17 protein-coding genes are annotated in these 23,292 nt (G+C 60.1%); 3 read left to right on the top strand and 14 right to left on the bottom strand.

Translation table 11 applies throughout. The features are described from left to right. The first annotated feature begins 371 nt into the window (after window positions 1-371). A complete protein-coding gene (gene tssA / locus ACIPR8_RS07435; RefSeq protein ID WP_446540608.1) occupies window positions 372-1,436 on the top strand; it encodes a type VI secretion system protein TssA in 1,065 nt (354 codons plus the stop codon). 21 nt (window positions 1,437-1,457) lie between these two features. Here tssA and ACIPR8_RS07430 read toward each other — a convergent pair whose 3' ends face one another. The 6 genes from ACIPR8_RS07430 to ACIPR8_RS07405 all read right to left on the bottom strand — a co-directional run bounded on the left by ACIPR8_RS07430 (window position 1,458) and on the right by ACIPR8_RS07405 (window position 9,655). Continuing rightward, the gene (locus ACIPR8_RS07430; protein WP_207911834.1) at window positions 1,458-2,204 is read right to left on the bottom strand and encodes an OmpA family protein; all 747 of its coding nucleotides are present in this window, start codon (window positions 2,202-2,204) and stop codon (window positions 1,458-1,460) included. Window positions 2,205-2,245: 41 nt separating this feature from the next. Further along, a complete protein-coding gene (gene tagF, locus ACIPR8_RS07425; protein WP_446540607.1) occupies window positions 2,246-3,229 on the bottom strand; it encodes a type VI secretion system-associated protein TagF in 984 nt (327 codons plus the stop codon). Continuing rightward, the gene (gene tssM / locus ACIPR8_RS07420; protein ID WP_446540606.1) at window positions 3,226-6,930 is read right to left on the bottom strand and encodes a type VI secretion system membrane subunit TssM; all 3,705 of its coding nucleotides are present in this window, start codon (window positions 6,928-6,930) and stop codon (window positions 3,226-3,228) included. The genes tagF and tssM overlap by 4 nt, the downstream gene beginning before the upstream one ends. Before the next feature lie 16 nt (window positions 6,931-6,946). Next, window positions 6,947-8,371, bottom strand: coding sequence for a hypothetical protein (locus ACIPR8_RS07415; RefSeq protein ID WP_446540605.1), 1,425 nt, complete (start codon window positions 8,369-8,371; stop codon window positions 6,947-6,949). Between the two features lie 40 nt (window positions 8,372-8,411). After that, entirely contained in the window at window positions 8,412-8,672 is a 261-nt protein-coding gene (locus tag ACIPR8_RS07410) for a PAAR domain-containing protein (protein WP_132862274.1), read from the bottom strand. Window positions 8,673-8,773: 101 nt separating this feature from the next. Further along, entirely contained in the window at window positions 8,774-9,655 is an 882-nt protein-coding gene (locus tag ACIPR8_RS07405) for a M15 family metallopeptidase (protein WP_446540604.1), read from the bottom strand. 196 nt (window positions 9,656-9,851) lie between these two features. On the opposite strand from ACIPR8_RS07405, the gene ACIPR8_RS07400 reads away from it, so the two are divergent. After that, the gene (locus tag ACIPR8_RS07400; protein ID WP_446540603.1) at window positions 9,852-10,589 is read left to right on the top strand and encodes a hypothetical protein; all 738 of its coding nucleotides are present in this window, start codon (window positions 9,852-9,854) and stop codon (window positions 10,587-10,589) included. A 217-nt stretch (window positions 10,590-10,806) separates the two neighbouring features. On the opposite strand, the gene ACIPR8_RS07395 is transcribed toward ACIPR8_RS07400, so the two are convergent. After that, complete coding sequence (locus ACIPR8_RS07395; protein WP_446540602.1) at window positions 10,807-11,877, bottom strand: hypothetical protein; 1,071 nt, start codon at window positions 11,875-11,877, stop codon at window positions 10,807-10,809. A gap of 530 nt (window positions 11,878-12,407) precedes the next feature. Between ACIPR8_RS07395 and ACIPR8_RS07390 the strand changes: the two genes are divergently transcribed. Beyond that, window positions 12,408-13,214, top strand: a complete 807-nt coding sequence (locus ACIPR8_RS07390) for a formylglycine-generating enzyme family protein (RefSeq protein WP_446540601.1) — start codon at window positions 12,408-12,410, stop codon at window positions 13,212-13,214. 200 nt (window positions 13,215-13,414) lie between these two features. Here the strand turns inward: ACIPR8_RS07390 and ACIPR8_RS07385 are convergent, their stop codons facing one another. The 7 genes from ACIPR8_RS07385 to ACIPR8_RS07355 form a co-directional block, all read right to left on the bottom strand. Next, a complete protein-coding gene (locus tag ACIPR8_RS07385) occupies window positions 13,415-14,326 on the bottom strand; it encodes a DUF6708 domain-containing protein (protein ID WP_446540600.1) in 912 nt (303 codons plus the stop codon). 258 nt (window positions 14,327-14,584) lie between these two features. Next, a complete protein-coding gene (locus ACIPR8_RS07380) occupies window positions 14,585-15,112 on the bottom strand; it encodes a contractile injection system protein, VgrG/Pvc8 family (protein WP_446540599.1) in 528 nt (175 codons plus the stop codon). Window positions 15,113-15,264: 152 nt separating this feature from the next. Continuing rightward, window positions 15,265-16,350 (bottom strand): hypothetical protein, encoded by a 1,086-nt coding sequence (locus tag ACIPR8_RS07375; protein WP_446540598.1) that lies wholly within the window; start codon window positions 16,348-16,350, stop codon window positions 15,265-15,267. Between the two features lie 476 nt (window positions 16,351-16,826). Continuing rightward, window positions 16,827-17,735: a DUF6708 domain-containing protein gene (locus ACIPR8_RS07370; protein ID WP_446540597.1), complete on the bottom strand. Its 909-nt coding sequence runs from the start codon at window positions 17,733-17,735 to the stop codon at window positions 16,827-16,829. Between the two features lie 177 nt (window positions 17,736-17,912). Continuing rightward, on the bottom strand, window positions 17,913-18,824 hold the full coding sequence (locus tag ACIPR8_RS07365) for a DUF6708 domain-containing protein (protein ID WP_446540596.1): 912 nt from the start codon (window positions 18,822-18,824) through the stop codon (window positions 17,913-17,915). A 3-nt stretch (window positions 18,825-18,827) separates the two neighbouring features. Next, a complete protein-coding gene (locus ACIPR8_RS07360) occupies window positions 18,828-22,316 on the bottom strand; it encodes a T6SS effector BTH_I2691 family protein (RefSeq protein ID WP_446540595.1) in 3,489 nt (1,162 codons plus the stop codon). 11 nt (window positions 22,317-22,327) lie between these two features. After that, on the bottom strand, window positions 22,328-23,290 hold the full coding sequence (locus ACIPR8_RS07355) for a DUF4123 domain-containing protein (RefSeq protein ID WP_446540594.1): 963 nt from the start codon (window positions 23,288-23,290) through the stop codon (window positions 22,328-22,330). Window positions 23,291-23,292 lie beyond the last annotated feature (2 nt).

Raw genomic sequence — 23,292 nt, 5'->3', positions numbered from 1 at the left:
CAACGCATCCCGCCCCCACCAACGCTCCACCACGCCCTCCCCAAGGAGGTCACTCTCCAGCCGGTACAGGCGCTGCGCGCTGTTCAACGCGGCGACCTGTGCCATCAGGTTCGTCAGCTGATCCATGTCGTGTCCATATGTCATGACAATCCCCGCTTCCAGCGGAACATTGTCGGAGTCCTGCCGCGCAACTTACCAGAACTCGCGACATACAGATGTACGAGCACTCTTCACGGAAATTTCAAATCACTGAACAGGCGAAAAGAAGTAACACCCACGCTTCGTGCGGAGCATCGCCATCCGGTGACACCCTAGCACTCAACCCGACAGCCCACGCTAGAATCCCCTGACAACCCATAGCGAGACTTGCCATGCTGGATCAGGATGCCCTGCTGGCCCCGATTTCGGACCACGCGCCGACGGGCGAAGACCTTTCCTTCTCGGCCGAATTCGACCGGATCATCGAGAAACGTCGCGCCGATGACCCCACATTGGACCAGGGGGCATGGCAAACAGACATCAAGTACGCAGATTGGCAGGGCGTGTTGCGCGACTGCACCGATCTGCTGCAGACACGTACCAAGGACCTGCGCCTGGCCGGCTGGTTGTGTGAAGCCAATACCCAGTTGAATGGCTTCGTAGGTCTTTCGGGCGGCTTCCGCACCATCGCCGGCCTGTGTGACCGCTATTGGGATGACGTGCACCCGCTGGCCTACGATGGCGACCAGGAAGAACGCATTGGCAACTTGAGTTGGCTTCTTGCCAACTCGCTGCAATGGCTTCGCATCGTTCCGATCGTGGCTGCACCGCAGGGCCGTTTCAGCATCGCCGACTACGAACATGCCCACGCCCGCGCCAACAGTGGCGAACCGGATGACGGCCGCCCCAGCCTCGACCTGCTCGAGGCCGCGCGCCGCGACACCAGCCATGACTTCTACCGCCAGCTGATCGAAACCCTGCCCGAATGCACGACGGCGCTGTCCGACCTGCAGACCGCGGTGGACAACCGCCTCGGCATGGACGGCCCGAGTTTCAGCGCCGTACGGGAACAGCTCGACCATATCCAGCGCACCGCGCAGCGCTTCGCGCGTGATGCGGGCATGCTGCTCGACGGCGAGGTCCACGTCCCTGACGATGGCGACCACGATGTGTTCGCCCAAGCGGCTCCCACCGCCCAGGCCCCGGCCAGCCAGGCACCCCGCGCCGCCGGTGGCGCGCCCACGACGCGCAAGGAAGCCCTGCAGCAGCTGCGCCAGGTGGCCGAGTTCTTCCGCCGCACCGAGCCACACAGTCCCGTGGCCTACCTGGCCGAGAAGGCGGCGCGCTGGGGCGAAATGCCGCTGCACGTATGGCTCAAGCGCGTGGTCAAGGACCAGTCCACGCTGGACCAGATGGAAGAGATGCTCGACGTCAACCAGGACACGGAGGGCTACTGAGCCCTCCGCGTCACCAAAGCATTACTGGATCTTGAACTCGATGCGGCGGTTGCGGGCGCGACCGTCGTTGCTGGTGTTGTCAGCCACCGGTTCGTCCGGCCCCTTGCCCAGCACGTCCATGTGGCTGGACGGAATGCCCTTGCCCATCATGTAGTTCTTCACCGCCAACGCACGCGCATGGCTCAGCGCCAGGTTGGATTCGCGCTGGCCGACGTTGTCGGTGTGGCCAATGATCAGGAAGCGGCTGTCCGGCATCTGCGCCATCTTGGCCACCATTTCATCCAGGATGCTCATGCCGAACGGCGTGAGCTTCGCGCTGCCGCTCTGGAACTCGATGATGCGGTTGGCCAGCGTCTGGTCGAGCACGCTCTGCTGTGAGCCCACCTTCAGGCCGTTGGTCACCGTGTACGAGGTATTGCTGGCCAGGCTGAGGTCGCTGACCACCTGCTGCCGCAGTGCTTCGTTGCCGACCTCGCCACTGATGCGCACGGCCTGCCCGTTCACTTCCAGCTTGCCGGGCGACACGCGCTTGAGGCCCGGGTTGATCATCCCGGCCACGTAATCGCCCCAGTTCGGCGGCGTGGCGATGCTTTCCACCTGGATGCGGTCGACCACGCGGTCGGCGCCATACACCGCGCGCAGGTTGGTGAGCAGCTTGGCCTTGGTGGCCTGGTCGGGCACGACGCCTTCGATGACGACCGGCCGCTCCCCGGTGGAGGTAGCGGGCGGCGCCGGGTTCTGCGCCAGCAAGGGCGCAGCCGCGAGCATCAGGAGCATCGCCACGCCGGTGTTTCTGAAAGAGGCCATCGTCAGGTTCCCAGGAAAGTCTCGCCGAACAGCTTGCGCGCGGTGGCCAGGGCCAGGTCATCGCGGTCCAGGAAGCTGCCCAACCGGTTGAGGTTGTAGTCGCTGCCGAGGTATTCCTCCACCCATTCGGCATGCTTGAGGTGGATCAGGAACCCGCTGTCGTCGCTGGGGTCGAGCACCGCGCGCAGCACCTGGCGGTCGGCGCCGTTGAAGCCCACCACCATCGTGGGCGTCGCATCGTTGCGCACCAGCACCGACAATTCGAAGTCACCGCGGCTGACGAAGCTGGAGATCATGTCCAGCCAGAACGCGGCGATGAGCGGGCGGTAGACCGCATCGCGTGCCAGCGGCAGCACCAGCGCCTTGTCGATGTTCACGTCGCCACCGCTGAGCACCGGCTGCAGCAGCATGCCCATCGCCGGCAGCATGTGCTTCAGCGATACGTCGCCGTGGCCGGCCTCGCGCAGGCGCTGTTCCAGCTCGCCCACCGTGCAGCCTTCCAGGAAGTCCTGGAAGCTGCCGTTGTAGTCGCCCACCTCGGTGCTGATGCTGAAACGCGCCTCGCCCAGCCTGGACAGCGCCTCGGTGGCGTCATCGTCCTGGTAGGCCCGGCGCGCCAACCGCGCCAGCCCGGACCACGCGTTGGACATCGCCAAGGGGCTGCGCCCGATGAACGGCAACGGGTCGGTTGCATCCAGGCGAACCACCGACAACAACGGGAAACGACGTTCCGATGCATCGCGGCTGGCGAGCAGGTGACCGCACAGCACGGTCTTGCTGCGCGAGCCCAGGAAGGCGTAGTGGATATCCGGCGCCGCGTCATAGCGCTGCTTCCAGTCCGGGCTCTGGCTCAGCAGTTCCAGGCTCTCGCCCGCCCAGCGGTCGAGCCAGCCCAGCAACTGGTGGTTGTCCGTGGTGCGGACGAAGTCTCCCCGTGAGGGCACCTTCCCGAAATAGGAAACCCCGGCATTCACCGCGCGACTCATTGCCCACCTCCTTGTTGTGGCGCCGTCGTCGTTGCCGCCGCCGGTTGTGCCGCCGGTCGCGCGGCGGGCATGCCGCCCGCCACTGTCTCCGGCAGCTGCAACCCACGCTGCCAATCGCCGCCATCGGTGCCGGCACCGGCGCGCCGCACGATGCGCATCTCCACCGTCACCGCCACACCGTCGCTTTCCCAGGTGATGCGGCTGGAGTCATCCAGGCGCTCGTACTTGCCCTCGGACATCAGGCGCTTGAAGCCATTGGTGCCCGGTGCGTTGAACACTTCCACCGTGCGCCCGTCACCGGTCACCGCCGATATCTTCACGCCCGGGATCTGGCCCACGTTCGGGTACTGCATGGTGGTCCATTGCGGCGGCGTGTTGCGATAGCGCAGCGACTGCCCATCGATCTCGATGGTGTATTCCACCGCGCCGGCCGCCGGCGACGGCAGGATCTCGAAGATGGTGCTGTCCTGCGCGGCGCCCGCCACCGAACCGCCCACCCAGTTGCCGTAGTTGGCCACCAGTTCGGCCGACAGGTTGATGCCCTGCCCGGCCCAGCGGCGCGCTTCCAGCAACGGTCCGCGCTGGATGACCAGCGTCCCCAGTGCCTCCTTGTTGAAGCTGGCGATGCTGCCGCTGGCGCCGAAGATGGTGGCCACGTCACTGGCCGCCGCATCCACGTCGGAATTGAGGTTGAACGGATACTGCTGGCCGATGCGCGCCTTGAACGGGTCGTACACCTGCGCCTTCCAGGTCTTGTTGACCTCCGCCTCGGTCGGCGCCACCAAGGCACCGAAGGTCTGCGTCAACGGGCGCAACAGCAACGGACGCAGCGCCTCGCGTTGGCTGTCGTCCAGCCCGGTCAACACCTGCTCGTCCACCAGTGCCAGCGCCGTGCTCAGGTCCGAGCCCTCGTTGCTCAGCGTGTCCTGCATCAGCTTGCGCGCGCCCACGCCGATGTCGCCCTGGCTCTTGATTGCGTTCAGGCGGGCGCGCAGCTTGCCCAGCGCTTCGAAATAGGCCTTGATCACGGCCGGCTGGTCACCACGCTCGGTGGTCAGGCGGGCAATGCCCTCGAACGCTTTGCCGATCGGCCCGACCGGCTGCGCCGCGGCAGCGGCGGCCGGGTCCTTGCGCAGGATGGTGCGCTGGAACCACGCCACGAAGCCCTTGCGGGCCTTGCTGGACTGCGCCTGCGCGGCGGGGTTGTCCCACACGGTCTCCTCGTTGATGCGCTCCAGCAGGACCCGCAACGGCGAGGTGCTGGCATCGCCCAGGCGGTTGATGCTGGCCGCGGCCTGGTCGAAGGTGGTGAACTCAGCGATGCTCAGCCCCTTCACGAACTTGCCCCACTCGCGGGCGTACTCCTGCTTGTACAGGCCCACCAGTTCACGCGAGACATGCTCGGGGCTACCCGCCAGCGACAGGTCGCTCTGCTCGGTGGTGCCCAGCACCCAATCGGTGGTGCTCAGCTGCGTATTGGCCGCTTCCTTGATGGCGTCCTGCACGTAGTCTTCCCACGCCTTGCGGGTGAAGGCACCGGAAATCGCGTAGTTGCCGTTGATCAGGCGCCCGTTGCGCTCCTCGCCGATCAGGCTGTCCACCGTGACCGTGCCGAAGCGCGCGCCGGCACGCGCCTTGATCTGCGCGAACACGCGCTCCATCGCCGGCTGGCCCTTCATCACCTGGCCCAGCGCCTCGCGGCTGTCCGACACCAGCGTGACCCGGTTCTGGACCTGCGGCCAGCCCGGCTTGTCGGCCTGGGCCACGTAGAAGGTCATCAGCTTCTCGGCCGAACGCACCATCTCCTCGCGGCTCATCTGGCCGCGGTTCGCATCGAGCCAGTTGCGCCAGAACAGGGTGAGCTGCTGTGACAGGTGCGCGCCTTCCACATACTTGGGATTGCCCAGCATCAGATAGGTCTTGAGCGCGTTGTACGCGTCATTGGTATTGGTCGGCGATGCATTCTGGTAGAGCACCTCGCCGTCGGCGACCGCCGGCCCGGCCTGGCCCAGCTTGTCGCGCTGCGCGACCACCTGGCCCAGGTAGTTCTCCAGGTTGGACACCGTCGGCGCCAGCATGACCTGCTGCATGCCGTGGTTGTATTCGCGCAGCAGCTTCTCGCGGATCGCATCGCCCTGGTACAGCCCCAGGCTGGTGGTGATGCCGCCTTCCTTGCGGTAACGGTCCAGCTGTTCCATGCGGTCCTGCAGCAGCAGCAACGCATCGATGCGCGACTTCAGGTCCAGCCGGTCCTTCTGCACCTGCACAGCCTGCTGCAGGTCCTTGGTGGCGTTCTCCACCAATTGCGCGTTGGTGGTGTACGACCAGGTCCACATGCCCAGCGCCAAGGCCAGCACGCCGACCGCACCGAGGAACACGCCGTAGCGCAGGCGGTTCTGGTGCGGGCTGGAGTACTGCCGCACCAGTTCGCGGTCGGCGAAGATCACCTTGCGGAACAGGTCCTTCAGGAAGAACGCCGTCTGCCCGGTGGGCGCGACGTCCTCGTTCGAGCCACGCTGCAGGCCGAACTGCCGGCCCACGCGTTCGGAGGCATGGTGGACCGAGCGGCCTTCCTGCAACGCGCTGCTGAAGTAGAAGCCGCGGAACACCGGCTTGAACTGGTAGGGGTTGTCCTCGAACAGCGTGGCGATGAAGGTGCGCAGCGCCGGCTTGATGCCCACGAACTCCAGCGGCAACGACAGCAGGCCCGGGGATACCTCGCGGCCGCGCTGCATGGCCATGTGGGTCAGGCCCATTTCCTTCATGCCATCGGCCAGCTCATCGAAGTGCGTGTCGAAGGCGGCCAAGGCATCGGTCTGCTGGTGCGCATCGAACGGCAGCGTCGCGCCCCACACATGCTCGCGCTCACCCGGGTCCAGGTTGCGGAAGAACTCGCTGAAACCGGCGATCAGGTCGGCCTTGGTGAACAGCACGTACACCGGTGCGAACACTTCCAGCTGCTCGGTGATCTCCTGCACGCGCTGGCGCAGGTTCTTGGCCAGCTCCATCGCGAACTCGGGCTTCCCGCCGGACAGCTCGGCGATGCTGGCGGCGATGATCACGCCGTTGATCGGTGCGCGCGGGCGGTTCTTCTTCAGCAGGCCGAGGAACGTCAGCCATTCCATCCGGTCTTCCGAGCTCACCGAGTATCGGCCGGCGGTATCGAGCACGATGCCATTGGTCGTGAAGTACCAGTCGCAGTTGCGCGTTCCGCCGATGCCCTGCACGACGTTGCTGCGGTTGTCCTCGAAGGGGAACTGCAGCCCCGAGTTGAGGATGGCCGAACTCTTGCCGGCGGCGGGGTTGCCGATGATCACGTACCACGGCAACTCGTACAGCGCCGCACTGCCCTTCAGCACGCCCATGCGCGAGGACTTGATCTGCTTCACGGCATCCATCATCCGCTGCCGCAGCGCCTCGGTGTCGCCGCGTTGCGCGGGCTGGGCGTTGGCGACCGCACGGTCGGCCTCGCCCTGCACCAGCGCCTCGACCTTCCGGGCCGCGCGCCGCGCCAATATCCGCTTGATGATCCACACGATCAACGCCAGCAACAGCAGCGCGCCCAGCACGATCGCCACCCAGATGCCGATCTCGCGCGCCTCGGCCTCGCCGTACCAGGCCAGTCCGCCTGCGCCGATCAGGCCCACCAACATCCATAGCCGGTAGTCGCGCAGGTAATAGCTGAAGTTGCTCAAACTCATGCGGGGGAATCCAGGTTCAAGTAGTCGACGGCAGATCAGCCGCCTGAGGTGTGCTGCCGGCACTGACCAGTGCCAGCACACGCTGTTGCGCTTCGGTGCCGGCCAGTAGCAGCACCGGTCCGGTGTTTCGTCGTGTCTGTTCCAATGCCAGCGCGAGCATCGCCACTGGCAGCACCGGCCCCAGCTCGCCCGCGCTGGCCGGCAGCGACAGGTTGCCTGTGCCGAATTCCAGGTCCGGGTTCAAGGCCGACGCCGCCAGCGCGGCATCCACCACGCCGTCGCTGCCCTGCCGCGCATCGTGCAGGACGAACTGCACGCTGTGTTCGTCCTGCGGCAAGGACTGCTTCCATTGGCTCGCCGCAGTGGTCAGGTGGCGGCGACGTTCGGCCGGCCGCGCCATTTGCGTGGCATCGGCCTCCAGCGCAAGCGGCGGCCACAGGCAACCCTTGCCTTCGGTGGCCATGCCGGGACCTGCGAGCAGCACGCCGGCGGCGCCTTCGCCCGGCGTCCTGCCTTCCGGGTGACGGGCCGTGGCCAGCACGCCATTGGCCAGCCAGCCCTGGATGACGTCCGGGTCGATGCAGGAATCACACGCCAGCAGCAGGTGCCATCGGTCAGGCGCACGCGACAGGGCATCGGCAAGCCGATGCAGGTGGCGCCATGCCTGATTGTCATCCCCGACCACGGTGACGGCCACGTCGAACCGGCGTCCATCGACACCGAACTCGAGCACCCGCTGCATCAGCCAATCGCGCACCCAATGCAGCAGCGCATCGGACCAGCCATGCGCGACCAGCAGCTCGACGGTGAGCACGTTGTCCACGCGACCTTCATCGTTGCGGCGCAGCCCGGCGACCACCACTTCCTCGCGGGCCTCGAGCACGGGCAATGCCATCGCCGCCTCGCCCAACAGCTCATCCAGAACCGGCGCAAGCAGGGCCAGCGCCCGGCGCTCGCGTGGCGTGGTATCGATGCCCTGCTCGCGCTCGCCGAGCACTTCCAGCTCATCGAGCTGCGCGGCCTCGCTCACGCGTACCGGTAGGTTCTGGCCATCACGGAACCGTGCGCTCAAGGCAGGACGCGGCGGTGCAGCTGCAGTCGCGAGCAATGCCGGCGCATCCAGGCCCACGCCGAGGTTGATCTGGCCGGCGGTCAACGCAGCAGCGGCAGCCACCTTCACGCCATCCTCACGCGCAACCGGCGCCGCATCGTTGTCAGGGCTGCGGGTGGCCTTCTCCAAGGCCTTGTCGGCCCCTTGGCGAAGCAAGCCGGTCGCCATGAAGCCGGCACTGCTCACGCCCGCCGGCAACAGCCCCAGGTACAGCAGCATGTCCATGCCGCTCGGCGTGGCACCGGTGCTGCGCCAATACATGATCGCGCTGCCCCAGGTGGCAATGAATACCAGCAGCACCGAAGCAGCCTTGCCCGTCCATCCCGCCATCAGTCGCTATGCTCCATGCGCGCTCCTGTGATCGCCGGGTTCAACCCAGGCCCGTCGTGGTCTGCGAGGAAATCAATGTTGCCCCACAGGCGGTGCTGTCGCCTTCACGCGCCACTGCTTGACCGTCGATGATGACGGTGGCATCGCCACTGACGATGGTGGTTGCCCCATGAACCGCACAGACGGCGCGGTCGGTCACCCGCGACACCGGCTTTCCCGCGACGTCGGTGTGTTCCGCGCCAGAGACCACGCTGCCGCCATGGGACAGCTTGTCACCGACAACTATGAAAGGTCGTGCCATACATCACGCTCCCTGATCCTGTGTGAACCGGTCTTTCCATCGCCGCGTCGCAGCAACCCGACTCATCCTCGCGAAACGATACCAGCAGTCAGGTGTTCTTATCACCCTTGCTGAGACAACTCCGCACGTTTGATGGCCCTTGCTGCCTTGCATCTGTCAGACATCTCGACGTGAACGTAGTCCTTGATGCTCCGCCAGTTGCCGCCCCAATCAAGCCCTGCCTGTTCAGCCAGCTCGCCGTACAGATAATACCCACGGCGTGTCCATTCATCGTTCATGTCCCACTGCAGCTTGCCATCGCGGATGGGCGCGCTGTCCACGCCAAGCCCGTATTGATGGCAACTCTGCCAGGCACCGGCACGCGTGGCCTTGCCACCGGCCATCAACTCGGCCTGGCGCTCGGGACTGCGGTATCCCTCGATCAACACCATCTCGTAGCCGTACTGGCGCCGCATGACCTCGTAGATGGCCAACACGCGCTGCTGCAGATCGGCGTCGATCTGCTCCCACTTGCGGTCCGCGGTCACGATCTCGGGGCGTAGACGACGGACTTCCTGCGTCGTGAAGACCTCGGGCGGCGGCGGCGGTGGCGGTGTCAGGCGCTCTCCCCGCAGCAGCTGCGCCACCATCGAGCCGGACTCGGACAGGTCGTCGCCGCGGAAATCCGCAAGCACGACGGTCTGCCGCGACAACAGGATGACCAGCGGCGGCACCGCCAACAACGCAAGCGCAGTTGTCAGGACGACCCAATGCCGCATCAACCAACCCCGCAGGCCACGTCGCTCTTCACGAAATGAAATACGTGATTTGGCGATGGGCGTCTCATCCTTTGTCTGACGAACCGCACCCACGCTGTGAGACTTGATCTGCTTTGCTCGGAAGCGCTCGCGCAATCGCGCAACTGCATCCGGAAACAGCAGTGCCCAACACACCAAGGCCGCCAACAAAAAAGCCGCAATCGCTACACCGGCAACTACTGACACTGATCCTCCATGGAAACCGACAGGTTGACGCGCCGAAAAGCATGCCCTAAGAATGCACCATTCGCTTCGGCGGAAGCCGACTCAAACCAAGGGCTGGATGCACTTGAATAATGGCGGAATCAACCGGCCAAGTCTTCTCTCAGGGGGAGAGCAGACCAAGGCCCAAGCCCCGAATTCGGGACGGATCCTGGCTGACATGGAAGGCCGGCAGGCTGCCGCGTCGCCGCGTGCGCCCAGTGTTGCCAGCAGCAATGGCCATAGCAAGTGGTGGTGGATTGTCTCCGCCACGGTGCTGGTCATCGTGGTGCTGTTGGCGTGGGCGCTGATGCGCGGCGGTGCCGGCATGGACCAGGACGAGTACTCGCTGACACCCGAGAGCAGCGCCCCGACCGGCCATCCCATCGCACCTGTTGCTGCGCCCAACGATGGCGCGGCCATGATCGTCGATGCCCCTGACACCGATGGCACCGCGCAGGGCAACCCGCTCGATGCGCTCGCCGACCCCGGCAACACTGCGGCACCGGCGGCAGCCGGCGCCACGCCCTCCCCCGCAACCGCCAGCCGGACTGCATCTGCGCCTGCGCGCAGGGCGCAACCAGCGACGCGTGCCGGCACCAAGGGCAAGGAAAACGACAACCTGCTCGGCACGTTGCTCGGCATCATCAAGGAAGATGAAAAGCCCAAGCCGGCAGCGCAGCAACCGCGCACCATGGACGACCTGATCGCCAAGATCGAAGCCGACCAGCAACAGCGTGCCGAAGACGAGCGCACCGCCTTCGACCAGGTCGCCAGCAAGAAGTCGGCCTCGACCGAGTCCGGCATCCAGGCACAGCTGCGCCGCTGTCCGGGCGCCAATACCCTGCAAGGCCTGGAATGTCGCCGCCGCGTCTGTGCCAACGTCACCGGGAAGGATCCGGCCTGCCCCGCGATGTAAAGGCGTGAGCTGCAGCAGGTCACGCGCGAAGCGCAAAGCCCAAGCTTTCATCGCAATGCGTTCGCTGGCACGCTCGGCCTACCCTGCTGAACGCGACCCGGCGAAGCACGTCAATGCGGGTGCGGATAACGTTCCCGTTGGGCATCCGTGATCGTCGGGATGGCAATCGTGATGATCACCACCACACGGAGGGTTGTCTGGGCACGCCTGGGCACAGTCAGCGGTTCAACTCCGAGAACCACGGCGGGATGCCAGGCACGGCAAACATCATGAATACGATCACCGTGCAAATGGCGCCGAGCACGAACCAACGTCGGTTCAGATAGCCAAGCTTGCCCGCATACGCAAGACGCTCCGCCTCGGTGAGAGGCCGCGTCCGGAACGAGCTCGCGGGCGCGGGCATCGACATCTCGGCACGGATCTCCGGCGGCCACTCCGGCCTGGGGGCGATGCGCCATATCCAGAGCCCGGCGCGCTCGAACCAGTACATCAGGGCACCTACCACACACACATACGTCATCGGAAACGCGCCCGGTTTGACGCGATGATGCGCATCCACCAAGCCGCCGAACAACCGCCGATCCAGCAGCACATGGTCCGCCCGCGCATCATCCGCAGGCGGTAGCGGGTCCGCAGGCGGCAACGTTTCCGGGTCGCCGTCCATGTAATGACGAACAAATTCCCAGATCATCCCGGGCGCTCGATCATCACGATGTGGTTGTGCCAGGGGAACGTACGAACGGATACGACGATCGGACGCCTCAATATCGACCACGGCAAGCACATAGCCGGTGGCGGCGCCGGCCAGGCTGTAGCTCCTGGAAACCATGGAGATTGGCTGCGCCGCATCGTAGTCGATGCTGACCCAGCCGCTCTTCCGGTCAATCCAGCAGAAGAACTTTCTTAGCCGCCTGCTCAGCACCACGGGAGGCACAGAGAGACGTGTTGCAGAGGAAATCGACCAAGCAAAGAACGCACCCGCAAACAGCAGGATGACTCCATAGACACCCACGAGGTAAGGCCAAAAATCCGCCCTTGAGAGTATTCCTCCAATCACTACCCGCGACAGAACCATGCTCACGCCGGCACATCCGATCACCAAGCCCAGGATGAACGTAAATCCCCGGCCTGAAGTTTCCACGGCAGGTGAGAACGTCATGAAAGAATCATTGATCGACTGGATGGCATTCAGAGAGGCGGGTTCGGCGCTCCCTTCATCGCGCCCGACGCCCAGCAGCTGTCCCCACCCACCACTCCTGTCCGGAAGATGGCGCATCCCAAACGACATGCCGCGGCTACTCCCACGCATCGGTGTCATTGTTTCCGTTCGGTGAACCATCCACGCGCACTTGCCTCCTTGCATCCGATATCAAACTATACCCGTGATATCGGATCCATTGGATTGGACAGCCCGTGCTTCGTCTCATTGTCTCCGTTGGGCGACGTCGCCGCATCCATATTACCCAGAGATGCAACTGAATGCCCCTTTGGAAACGCCCCAAGAAGCTTTTCTCCATGCTTCCTGTACTCTTTCATATAGCCATTTCCAACGCCATCAATCATTTGATCTCTATTTATCGGATCAAACCCCTGGCCCTTAAGATGACGCCATCCGATCACATGCAGGCTGGTACGATCAACTCAATCCTCCGGCCTCGATGACGCAAACCGATGATCCTACGGAAACCGCTACTACTCTGCATTACGACCTTTCCGCTTTTTGCTACTGGCGGCTGCAACGCCGAACCAAGTCCCAATTCTCATGGCATTGTCGATCCAGCCCTTCAGCAGAGGATTGACGCCTTGAAGGAGAAGACATTGAAGAACCTCGTCGCCATCGAGGGCGGGAAGTTCTTGATGGGGGATTTCGGCCCCATAGATCCTAAAGTCAACCTGCCATATTCAGGTGACCGGAACGATGACGTCCTGCATGAAGTAACACTCAGTGACTACTCCCTGGGTGCTTACAAGGTGACTTATGAAGATTTCGACATCTTCACTGCCGCAATGGGAAAACCAAAGATTGCGCAGCAAGAAATGGATCTGAGCTACCGCGACCTACCCAACATGGCTGCCGGGGTGGATTGGAACGACGCACAAGCTTATTGCCAATGGATCGGGAAAGAGATTGGCAGAAAGATGGACCTGCCTACTGAAGCCCAGTGGGAATTCGCCGCTCGAAATCGCGGGCAGTTTATCGTCTGGCCGACTGACAATGGAGCCGTCGATGACGGAAGAAACGTCGCCAACTACGAGTCTTACGCTGAGTTTGAGGCCAAACACAATACACGAAGCTATTTTTCATCCATTGGATTGTACCCATCAACGCCACTCGGCCTATATGACATGATCGATCATGGGTTTGAGTGGGTAATTGATTGGTACTCTCCATCGTATGAATCTACCTCTGCCAGGGATCCTCACGGCCCCCCCTCTGGAACAGAGAAAGTGCAACGAGGTCATTTAAATAGGGGCGGAGATTCCCTCGCCATAGTATCAATGACAATGACTCGATTTCATTCCTTACCATCTCCGCCCCCAAAGATGTCGCCGCTCGACCAATCCATAATTCCGATTAATCCCAATAGATCAAACACATTTCGCTGCGCGGCGGGCAATAAGTGAATTCCTCCTATGCAAGCTGCTCTCCTTGGGGGCGGGTCATCATCCAGCATAACCAGTTGAAGCAACCCCTGTTGCAAGAGATCAGCTGGTTGCCTCCCGAATGTCCCAGGCAATCCAGTCGCCGGATGCCACTCCGACTAGGGCACGGACCGCCGGCCAGATCAACTCCGCGAAGCTAAGCTTGATGTTGTCCCGCCAGTTCACCGTTGCGAATTAAATCGCTGAATGATCTCCGCCTCGCTCAATGCATGCCCGCCTGCGGCAAGGATCACATGCTGCGGAAACTCAGGCATTTTTCCATGGCCCGACGTCCTTAGGCGCTCCCCCTCTGGAAGCGGTGCCCCTCCCTCTTCCATGTAGCGACGAATGTGTTCGTAGAGCCTCCAAAGTAACTCATCTTCCCACCAGCCCTTATAGCCAATGTTCACGACGTCAGTGCACAAACGACGCGTCGCCGGAGCAGCCCAAAGGAGCGCCAACGAGTAAGACGAGCGCATTGCCTCTCCGGTCAACTCGTTTACATGGTAGCTCCGTACGTAGGCATCCTCCCAACGACGCGTCTTTACCGCTCCAACGCCAGCCAGGCTCCAGAACTTCCAGAAACGCACTGGAATTATCGTAAAGAAATGAACCTCGCCCGTTCTCCTATTGAAAACAACCGGCTGATCTCGGGGAGTCAAGAAAGCCAGCCGAAAACAGAAAAATGAGAAGTTCAATAGAAACAGTGAGACCAATGAGGCTATTATAGAGATCGGCAAATTAAAGCCGACCTCAGCATTGACATGCGCCAAAAAGGCATCAACCGACAAATACATCATCCCAGCTGCCGCGACAAAAAAAAGCACAGAGAAAACAACCAACATCGCGAATGCATCCGAGGTTCCGGCTGGCGCCCCAACAACAATTGCGTCCTCATGCACTGCCAAAATGGAATCACAACCGCTCGCCCTCTCGTGTGCCGGCACATCCTTTGCCGGCTGAGCAGCGCGATACGGGGAGAGCACGGGCAAAGATGTCTTGCCTCCAATATCAGCATCAAATTCGAACCAGGGCTCACCTGATTTGCAGACAGGAACCAACACTTGATAGTCCGGATTGTCTTCTTTTGACATCACTCACTCCAGAACTTCATTAATAACACCCCGTCCGCAGGCGAATCGCAGACCCTTACATATCCAACACCCTTCGAAAGGGCGGAACGATTCATCTCCAATCGTCGCTCTATCGAGCTGTCACTTTCGATAAAAGGAAGCACCTTTGCTCCTGCGCCATCAATAATCCTATCATCAGAATTAAGCTTCCACTGTTTCCTCTGTTCTACGCTTTCGTAAACAGAGAAGCCCAGCTCACAACGAACCAATTTCCGGAGCTCAGCCGGAACGTAAAGTCGAACCCATGCTTCGTAAACACCAGTTGGGACCTGGGTCATGATTGGAGAGCCGCCCCCCCAGTTGTCGCCGGCCCAGTGCGGCAGGCAGCGACGGTACCGCGATGGCCGCAGGCCCAAGCAACTGCTCCCGTGCATCGAACACATCGGCGTCCAGGTTGTTGCGTGCCTGGTGCTGCACCGACAGGCAGAAGAAGCGGGCATCGCCCTGCACCTGCGGATGCTGCTGCAGGCCAAACCGGGTGCCGGGTGCGAGCGCCCGCCACTGGCCGGCGCCTTCGATCTGGTGGGTCTGGACGCGCGGCGCATCCAGGTGCTGCTGGGCACGGCGTTGCCCGCGCGCATTGTCCTGCCAACCGTAAGGACCGCCGGTGTCGCGGTCGACGATGCCGAAGTCGCTGGCACTCTCCGCCGCGGCGCTGGCCTGCCGGTGCTCGAGGGTGCGGTGGTCCCAGGTCGCGCGCTCCACGCGGTGAGTGCGCCACCGCCGCGCCACGTCCCAGCGCTGCACGGTGTCGCTGCCCTACATGCTCCCACACGCCAACTGTGTGCTGTCGAAGCCGTTGGACTGGACGCCGATCCGAAAACAGCAGCTCCACATCGCTCCGAGTCCTTCGTGAATAGGCAGTTCGAAATAACATGGCGCGCTGGAACCCATCTTGGTCAATCCAGCATTAGCAACAGCATCATCAGACCAAATCCAAGCCAAACGGAAGTACCTCCACCCAAGGAGATCCAGTACAGCAATTTCTCACCTGCAGCTAATGGCTGCGGGGGCTTGATCTTGCTCCGCAGTACTGCCGGCACAGGACCGTCACGCACAGGGTCGTGCCCGGCCTGCGTCAGATCTTGAGAATTGAACTTTGGAATGTAACCAAAGCGACTGCCAATGATAGGCATCACCGCGAATGGCCAGAACAGGATCGTCCATAGCGGCGTGAAGATCCACATCCATCGACGTGAGCGAGGCGAGCGATCTTCCCAGCGAGGCAAGCCGATCCATGGATTAAAGAAACCATAACGATAAGCATCCCAGAAACCAGGCCGCCCCCCTGGCAATAAATGAATATCAGGAAGCCCTTCCCAGTCTCCCTCCATATAGCGCGCCAGAAATTCGTAGGTCGACAGACAATCGTATAGACCCAAGGCATTCTGCACCATTATGCACTTCCATGCGCGCTTACGATCCTCGCTGGGCTGGATCAGGTGCAGATTGCAGGAGGTGGAGGCGCCAGCCGTACTAACACTGGTGACTGGCTCAATATATGGGCGCAAATCATTCCACTGAGCCTCCACTCGCTGACTGCCTTGCATTTGCACCAACCGCCCATTCTTCCGATCAATGAGCAGCGGGTAAACGACAGGTTCACGCATCAAGTGCCTTAAAAAACCAAACGCCCCTCCTCCAAATATGGAAAAAATAAAAACGCATACGAATATTATAGAAATACCAACCGAGCCAGTTCTTTGATACTCACTAAATATAACCCAGCTCCCAAGAAACACCATGCCCACGCAAAGAAGCATCAAGAAGAATATACCCCCATTCGCAGCAATGGAGCCGCTTCCTCCGGAGGAAATTCTCATCGAATTGGAATTCACGTCGAGCACCAGATCATCCGACCGACCATACTTACCCTTAAGGGGCAAGGGATACATAGGCCGGCGTCGTGGCACGATCAACGGGATACCGCCATCAAGCGACACTTCTTCAGCGGGGCTTGCGCGCAGCCGATCTTCCGAGATCATATCGCGTCAGCCATCGTGATTGATCTACACAAACCATCAGGCGTTGGTATCACAAGGTTCGGCTGCGAAACAGCTTCCGGCATACATCTGAGACGCACGGTTACCATCGACAAACTCATTTCCATAATATCCCGTAGCCCATCGAACCCCGCCCTTATCCGTCGCACTCAACACGCCACCTGTATCGGGAGGGCTAAGAACTCGCACGCACCCCAATATTCCCGAAGCCAGTCTTTTCGGGCCACTCATACCCGCGCCACGAGGGTTAGCTTGACGGCGGTGTTCGGTAATCATGTACTTACTGCCACGCCCATAACTAATGGCTGGCTGCAGCCGCGTTCGTCTTGCCCGAGGTGATATCGAGGGCCAGCGCCGACTTGCGCCGGCGGCCCAGCGTTTGATCTCTTCGTCCATCATTTCGCTCATCGGTGTCTCCGTTGGGAAAAAAGACACCTGAGCACGGATTCAGTGGGTCACTACACCCGTGCCTTCTGCCGTACCAACTGATCGATAGCTTCCTGGTCCAATGCCGGGCCACCGGCTGCGGCAACAATCTCAGGCGGGAACTCTGGAACACGCGATAGATCCGTTGCGCGCAGCTTGTCGCCTGGCTGCAGCGGCGGACCGTCTTCCTCCATGTACTGCCGGATGTGCTCCCACAACGCCAACTGCGTGCTGTCGAAGCCGTTGGATTGGACGCCCAGCTGAATCAGGTGCTCGACTTCGTTACCGGTTCCCTCGCGGATGGCTAGCAAACCCAGCTCAAAACCTTCGGAAGCGAGGTTCGCCCCTCGGAAATAAATGTAGCTGTAGATACGCGCCTTGATCTGATCATCCCACCTGTAGGAGACGGGCGCTCCATGGGAACCACTCTTCCAGAACTTGAAAAATCCACCCTTTATATAGGGAAGAATGCAGACCAACCTGGACTTCCTGTTGAACAGGACAGGATCATCCAGAGAGTTAATTCTGGCGGATCTCCAAAAGTATGAGCCAAAGCAAAACATGAAATATGCACCGAAACCAAAAGTCACAATTACGAATAGATCAATACCTCTTTCAAAACGGATCGATAAAATATTCACATAAACCATGAGGGAGAAAAACAGCAGCCCAAAAGACCACATAAAAAAAGCCGAAAACTTAGACCACCCTATATCCTTCGAATATTCACCACGAACAGTGCCCACCTCCAGCGCATCGGGATGAACTCTCAGCACGGCATCAAAAGCAACCGGATCGACCTCCAATGACACTTCATGATCCGCAGGTAGAACGCGAAATGGCGCACGCCGCGCATGCGCGTTCTCCTTGAAGAGCTCGCGCCCAAACACGACTTCCGGCTCGGCCTTCTTCCATTCCGCTACCGTCGTCTCGCGAAGCATCAAGAGATGCATCCGTTAGCTAGTGACGTCCAATTATCAGGTCGTGCTGACCACTCAATGATCGACATCATCTCTCTCCTCTGAAGAAGCCCACATCATCAGGCCTGCATCCGTGCATCCGTGCATCCGTGCATCCGTGCATCACATTGCAAGGACGAAGGAAGCATCCGTTCCTGATTATGGCCTCGCCTTCTGCTGTACCAACTGATCAATAGCTTCCTGGTCCAATGCCGGGCCGCCGGCTGCAGCAACAATCTCAGGCGGGAACTCTGGGACACGCGACAGATCCGTTGCGCGCAGCTTGTCGCCTGGCTGCAGCGGCGGACCATCTTCCTCCATGTACTGGCGGATGTGCTCCCACAGCGCCAACTGTGTGCTGTCGAAGCCATTGGATTGGACACCCAGCTGAATCAGGCGTTCAACCTCGTTATTCGTTCCTTCGCGCACAGCAAGCAACCCAAGTTCAAAACCCTCCGCGACCGAACCCCCACCCCTATAGAAGTAACTATAGATTCGCGCGTGAATCTGCCTATCCCAGCTGTAAGCCACTGGCGCACCATGCATACCATCCTTCCAGAATCGGAAAAACCCTCCTTTTTCGTAAGGAAGAACATATACCATCCGCGTCTTTTGATTAAATAAAACTGGATCATCCAACGAACTCCACGTCGCCAGTCGCCAGAAGTAGAATCCGAAACAAAAAATGAAATATGAAGCAAACGCGATCAACGAGACAAAATATACCAAGAAGGCTGACACCCTAAATCCAGAACCAGCCCACATATTAAATGTCGCTACAAGCATGAAGATACTAACAGCCCACATAAAGAATGCGGAAAATTTCGACCATCCCACGTTTTTTGCATACTCGCCACGAACCGTTCCAACCTCCAAGCCGAACGGATAAACTCGCAGAATCGCGTCCACGGACACCGGATCAACACATAATGACTCTCGATAATTCGATGGCAACACACGATATGGATTCCTTCGAGCATGTGCATTTGACTTATGCAGACGAGGATCAAACGCCAACTGCAACTCCGGCTGCTTCCAAACGGGAACGCAGGTTTCTTTCAATTTCGCCACCAGTTACTCCCCGTCGATTAACTTAATCTTGAAGTCCGCGCCATCTTCTGCGGCATCGCTGCTCGCATCCTTTTCTTGCACCCAAACTATTGCGTGCGCGTTTTCATACCCAATAAAAGGCATTCCACTCGACTTGGAAATTATATAACTCCCATTCTCTCCATTCTCATGCCCCATCTGCAGCACGCTATCTCTCAAATCTTTGACGTTTGGATACTCACTCTCCAGGAACCCCCAGCGATTCGTGCCAGGCATGTATGCTCCGAGAAGTGCCATCCCCCGCCCCCCTGACACTGAAGCATATATTCCTATGTATACATTTACTTCGCGATACAGCTCACTCGGCATACTAATGCGCACCCTTGCTTCCACCGCCCCCAAACGCTTCGAATAATCAACATCTTGCAACATATTCTTTATTGCAAACAATGGCAATGCATTCGCCCAAACTCCCTTGCCTCCGGGGCTAGCCATCTCCATAGAAAGACGAACTTCAAACTCCATCTTTACGCCAAGCCTCAGCATATCCAAATCTCGTTGCTCTATCGCCAAGCCTTGAAAATGGTCGCCAAGATTCTCGCCCCAAATAGAGCGCGCCGCCCATTCCTCCAACGGAGAGTCTTTCAGGTAATAATAGAGAAATGTCAACCCGATTCCGAGTAACGCAAGAATAAGCCCCCAGCCAGTCATGCCAATTCCGAGGAATGACGCAGACGAACCTAGTGCTGCCGCCCATGCAGTGACACCCGCCCCAAGCAACACTATTGCTTGCAATGCAAGAACACCTGATGCTGAGTAATTCCCTCTGCGTGCCGCGTATAAACCTTTGCCCAGAGTCACACATGCATCGATGAATGATGCTGCTGCAATAAGCCTCCCCGCCCACGCCTTCATGGACAGTGCTTGCAAGTCCTTACTTTGAGACTTATATATCTGTTCTTGCAGCGTAAGAGCAGCCCCGCTGAATGCTAATGCCCCCGTCAGCATTCCTACAGCAGCCTCTGCTCGCTCGGCCTCATTACCATTCTTGAACTGCTCATAGTTCTTCATCACTGAAAGAACAGAAAGCACCCCGGCGCCACCAGCCATGATCGCCGTTCCATTGGCCAATACCTTTCCGCTTGTCCCTGTCAGCTGTGCAAGCGTGGCCCCGTTGATATGGCGGGTCGCCTGAGTCCAGGCTCCACTCATTACGCCTGGCATCAATCGAATGGCGTACTGGGCCGCTCTCGATCCTTGACGAATGGCCCCTGTCAGCGCAACCGACTTCAGCGCATTTGCCTGCGCCCAAGCCTCCATCTCGCGCGGGGCCTTATCCACCCACATGTAGACTTCAACCAACGTATCAGCAGCCGCAGTCGCGCCAATAGATTTCAGCATGCTGCTGAAGTTGACGACCGCCGTTCCTTTCGCTGCGGTGACACGTCCTGCGGCGATTGCCGCATCCTGCGTATTTATCATCATCCGCCGCCATACGCGCAGCGCCTTATACAGCGGCATGGTGACGCCGACCAAAGTGACGCCAGCGTGGCGGGCACCGGCATTGCTTACCAATGAAATCAAACTCGTCATCCGCGCCAGGGCGACGGGCGTCATGCGCCCTGCCAACTGAAGCAGACATGCCGCTCCCCCGACAATCGGCAGCAGCCCGGACACATACCCGGAAGCAAGCATGCGCAATGCATTTGAATGCTTCCCTCCGAACCTCACCCAGCCCGCTGCCGCGGGATTCCGCGAAAGTTCCTCAACATTATCGAGAACGTTGCCCATCATGCCGAAGTGCCCGTCCCGCTTGTCGAGCCACTCCTTGAAGCCCTGCGAGGTATTGCCAAGCAACGCTCTCAACAGGATGTTTTCCTTCAAGGTCGGGTCATCGCCAAGGTAGCGCGCGTACCATTCCCCGCCTTTGCCCTTCCCCAGATTGCCGGCGCCAGCCTCCCCCTGCTCCTGTGCGGTGTTGCCGGTGATATGGCCGCCATGAAGGACGCGAGCAGCGGTGCACGCATAGAAGAAGCCGCTGAGCTTATCGTCCTCATCGAAGTCGTACTCGAACAGAAATTTTCTCGGGGCGCAATCGAGGCAATCGAAATGATCCCCCTCCATTGCCAGAATTCCCTCCGCATCCCTTCGAGCATGCGTCTCGTAGGCGTCGAGAAAACTCCGATAGTCCGCTTTCGCTCCCCGTCCACGAAGCTTCTTACGGAGCTTTTCGCACTGTTCCTCCGCCTGGTTGACCGGGGAAGGCAGAACTACCCTTCCAGGAACCGAATAGTCGGGAACGGAATAGCCTGAAGCCAATGGACCGCCTGCGGCGACATTCACCTGCCTATTGGGCACAAACTCCGCTTCAGCCGGGAGCTGCTTACCCTGTTGAAGTTGCACAAATACGTCGTGCATCATCGAGGTGTTGTGATAGCGCGAGTACCCTGCCTCGTCGTACTCCTGCTGCTTACGTTGGCCTGCCTGCCTCAGGCTGCCCATCAAGCCTTCTATGCTCAGGGCCGACTTGAGCATCCAGTCAGCCTTCTCCGCGTTTCCGTCGGCACGGCCAAGGACGTAGTCATTCGCACTCTTGAAGTAGGTTGTGCGCAGCACCGCAGTTTCATGAGCAATGCCCACAACATCATCAACCATGACCATCCGCAGATCAGATTCGGAATACTGGTTGCGCCCCCGCGACAGCATTTCCCTGGCAGCAACCACAACATCCTGCGCGACCTCAGAACGCATCCGGGGGGGCGCTGTTCCCGGAAGTTTCAGCTCCATGGAAAGTCCACTAGCCATGCGCGGGCTCCAGCGCGGGTATGGCCCAGCATCGCCCGCCAATGCCACGGTCGTGTACGAGTAGTCGTAGATGAGTTGCTCTGCAGAACCCGCAGTGAACGGGAGCGACGCCGGGCACGACGCTGCTGGAGCGTTGATGCAGGTCATTCTCCTGTTCCGCAAGCCCTCGTCTTTTGCGTAGCGTTCCAAGACCTTGGGAGCCCAGGGGTTCTCGCTGAAAGCCACCCATACTCTTCCCGTGTTCTTCGCATCGGGAATGACAAACAACATCGCAGCAGCATAACCGGCCGTGCGCTCACACGAGAACCGCGGCACTTCACCCACCCCGACCAATGGAATAGGCGAGAGCGGAACCGGGGTCAGGTAGCCACCTTCGTCCACCAGATTCACCTGCCAGCCACCTTGTGCCTTGATCTCCGGCGTATGGGCCTTTTCATAAAAAGCGTAAAGGTACCCCTCGCGCAGCGTGCGCGCCGCGTAATCAAGGTACTTGAGCTTGGGCAGGCCAATCCCCCGCAGCAATGGCGAAAGATGCCCTTGGATACCGGACATGAAAGGCTTGGCGACCACCCCGGGCCTCACCACCAGCACGGGCAATCCTGTTTTCACACACGATGGACAACCGCCTTGGCCACATCGGCTTGCTGCACTCGCGGCTTGAATGGCCCTGGGGCCGTAAGTCATTATCGGCTGGTTACCGTCGAACATTCCTGTGTTCCTTAAGTTTGCGCCGTGTCGAAGGCAAAGTGGGGGAACCTGACCGGCCCCAGTTCACTCTTGATCTGGTCCCAACCCTCCGGATCGGGAATCTCAGCCAAGGCATCCATCAACGGCGACCGCTCGGCTACTGAGCGCTCAACCAACGCAACCACCGTGGGATGGCTGGCGAGCAAAGGATGAATCTGCAATATGTAGGCCGCCAACAGTTGAATATCGTGATTTACCGACAAGCCAAGACGTTTTGCGGAGGCAAGCGCCGCACGCAACTGGCGAAGGTAATCCTTGGGAAGCACCTCAACCATGCCTTTCCAACCACGAGCCATCTCCTGGACCTGTTGACATTGCTCCAACTCCAGCCACTGTGCGTGATCGAGTCGCAACCTCTGGCCGGAAACTTCGTGGCGTTGATCGCCGTCCTTAAGAGCAAGGCTCTGTATCTCGTCTCGTCGATCAATGAAATGCCAGTGAGTGATGGGACCCAACAACGAGCGCCGCTGAGGAATATCCAGAAGAGCCCAGACAAACTCGAGTACGCGTCGATCGGAGATCCGCAACACCCGCAGTTGGCCGGTCGTCCCAAGGCGCTGCTCCATTGTTACTGCGAAATGCCTGGCCAAGACTTCCAGCGGAGCATCGGTTTCCATCCATCCGGCCACGGACAATCCGGCAGCAGCTTCCTGTAGAGGGAAGGCCTGCTCTCGCAACGCGAGGTCGAGGACGCACGCAATCAGGTCGGAGTCTTCTGGCCTGATATGAACAAGTCGCGGCGTGCGGCAGACATCCGTGAATGCAGGGTGCTTCAAACACACGTCAACCGAATGGCAATCGCGGCCAACGAACTCCTGGAAACCCGCGCCGCGATCCAGGAAGCGATCCAGCATCACGACAAGCCCGTGTTCCGAACCAGCCGCACGCTCAGCCAGAAACCGTTGAATGGACTGTTTTTTTTGGTTTGTATCCATCT

Source organism: Stenotrophomonas sp. LARHCG68 (assembly GCF_052871705.1).
Note: the sequence above shows the minus strand (reverse complement) of the source record. Positions and strands in the feature narration are given on the sequence as shown.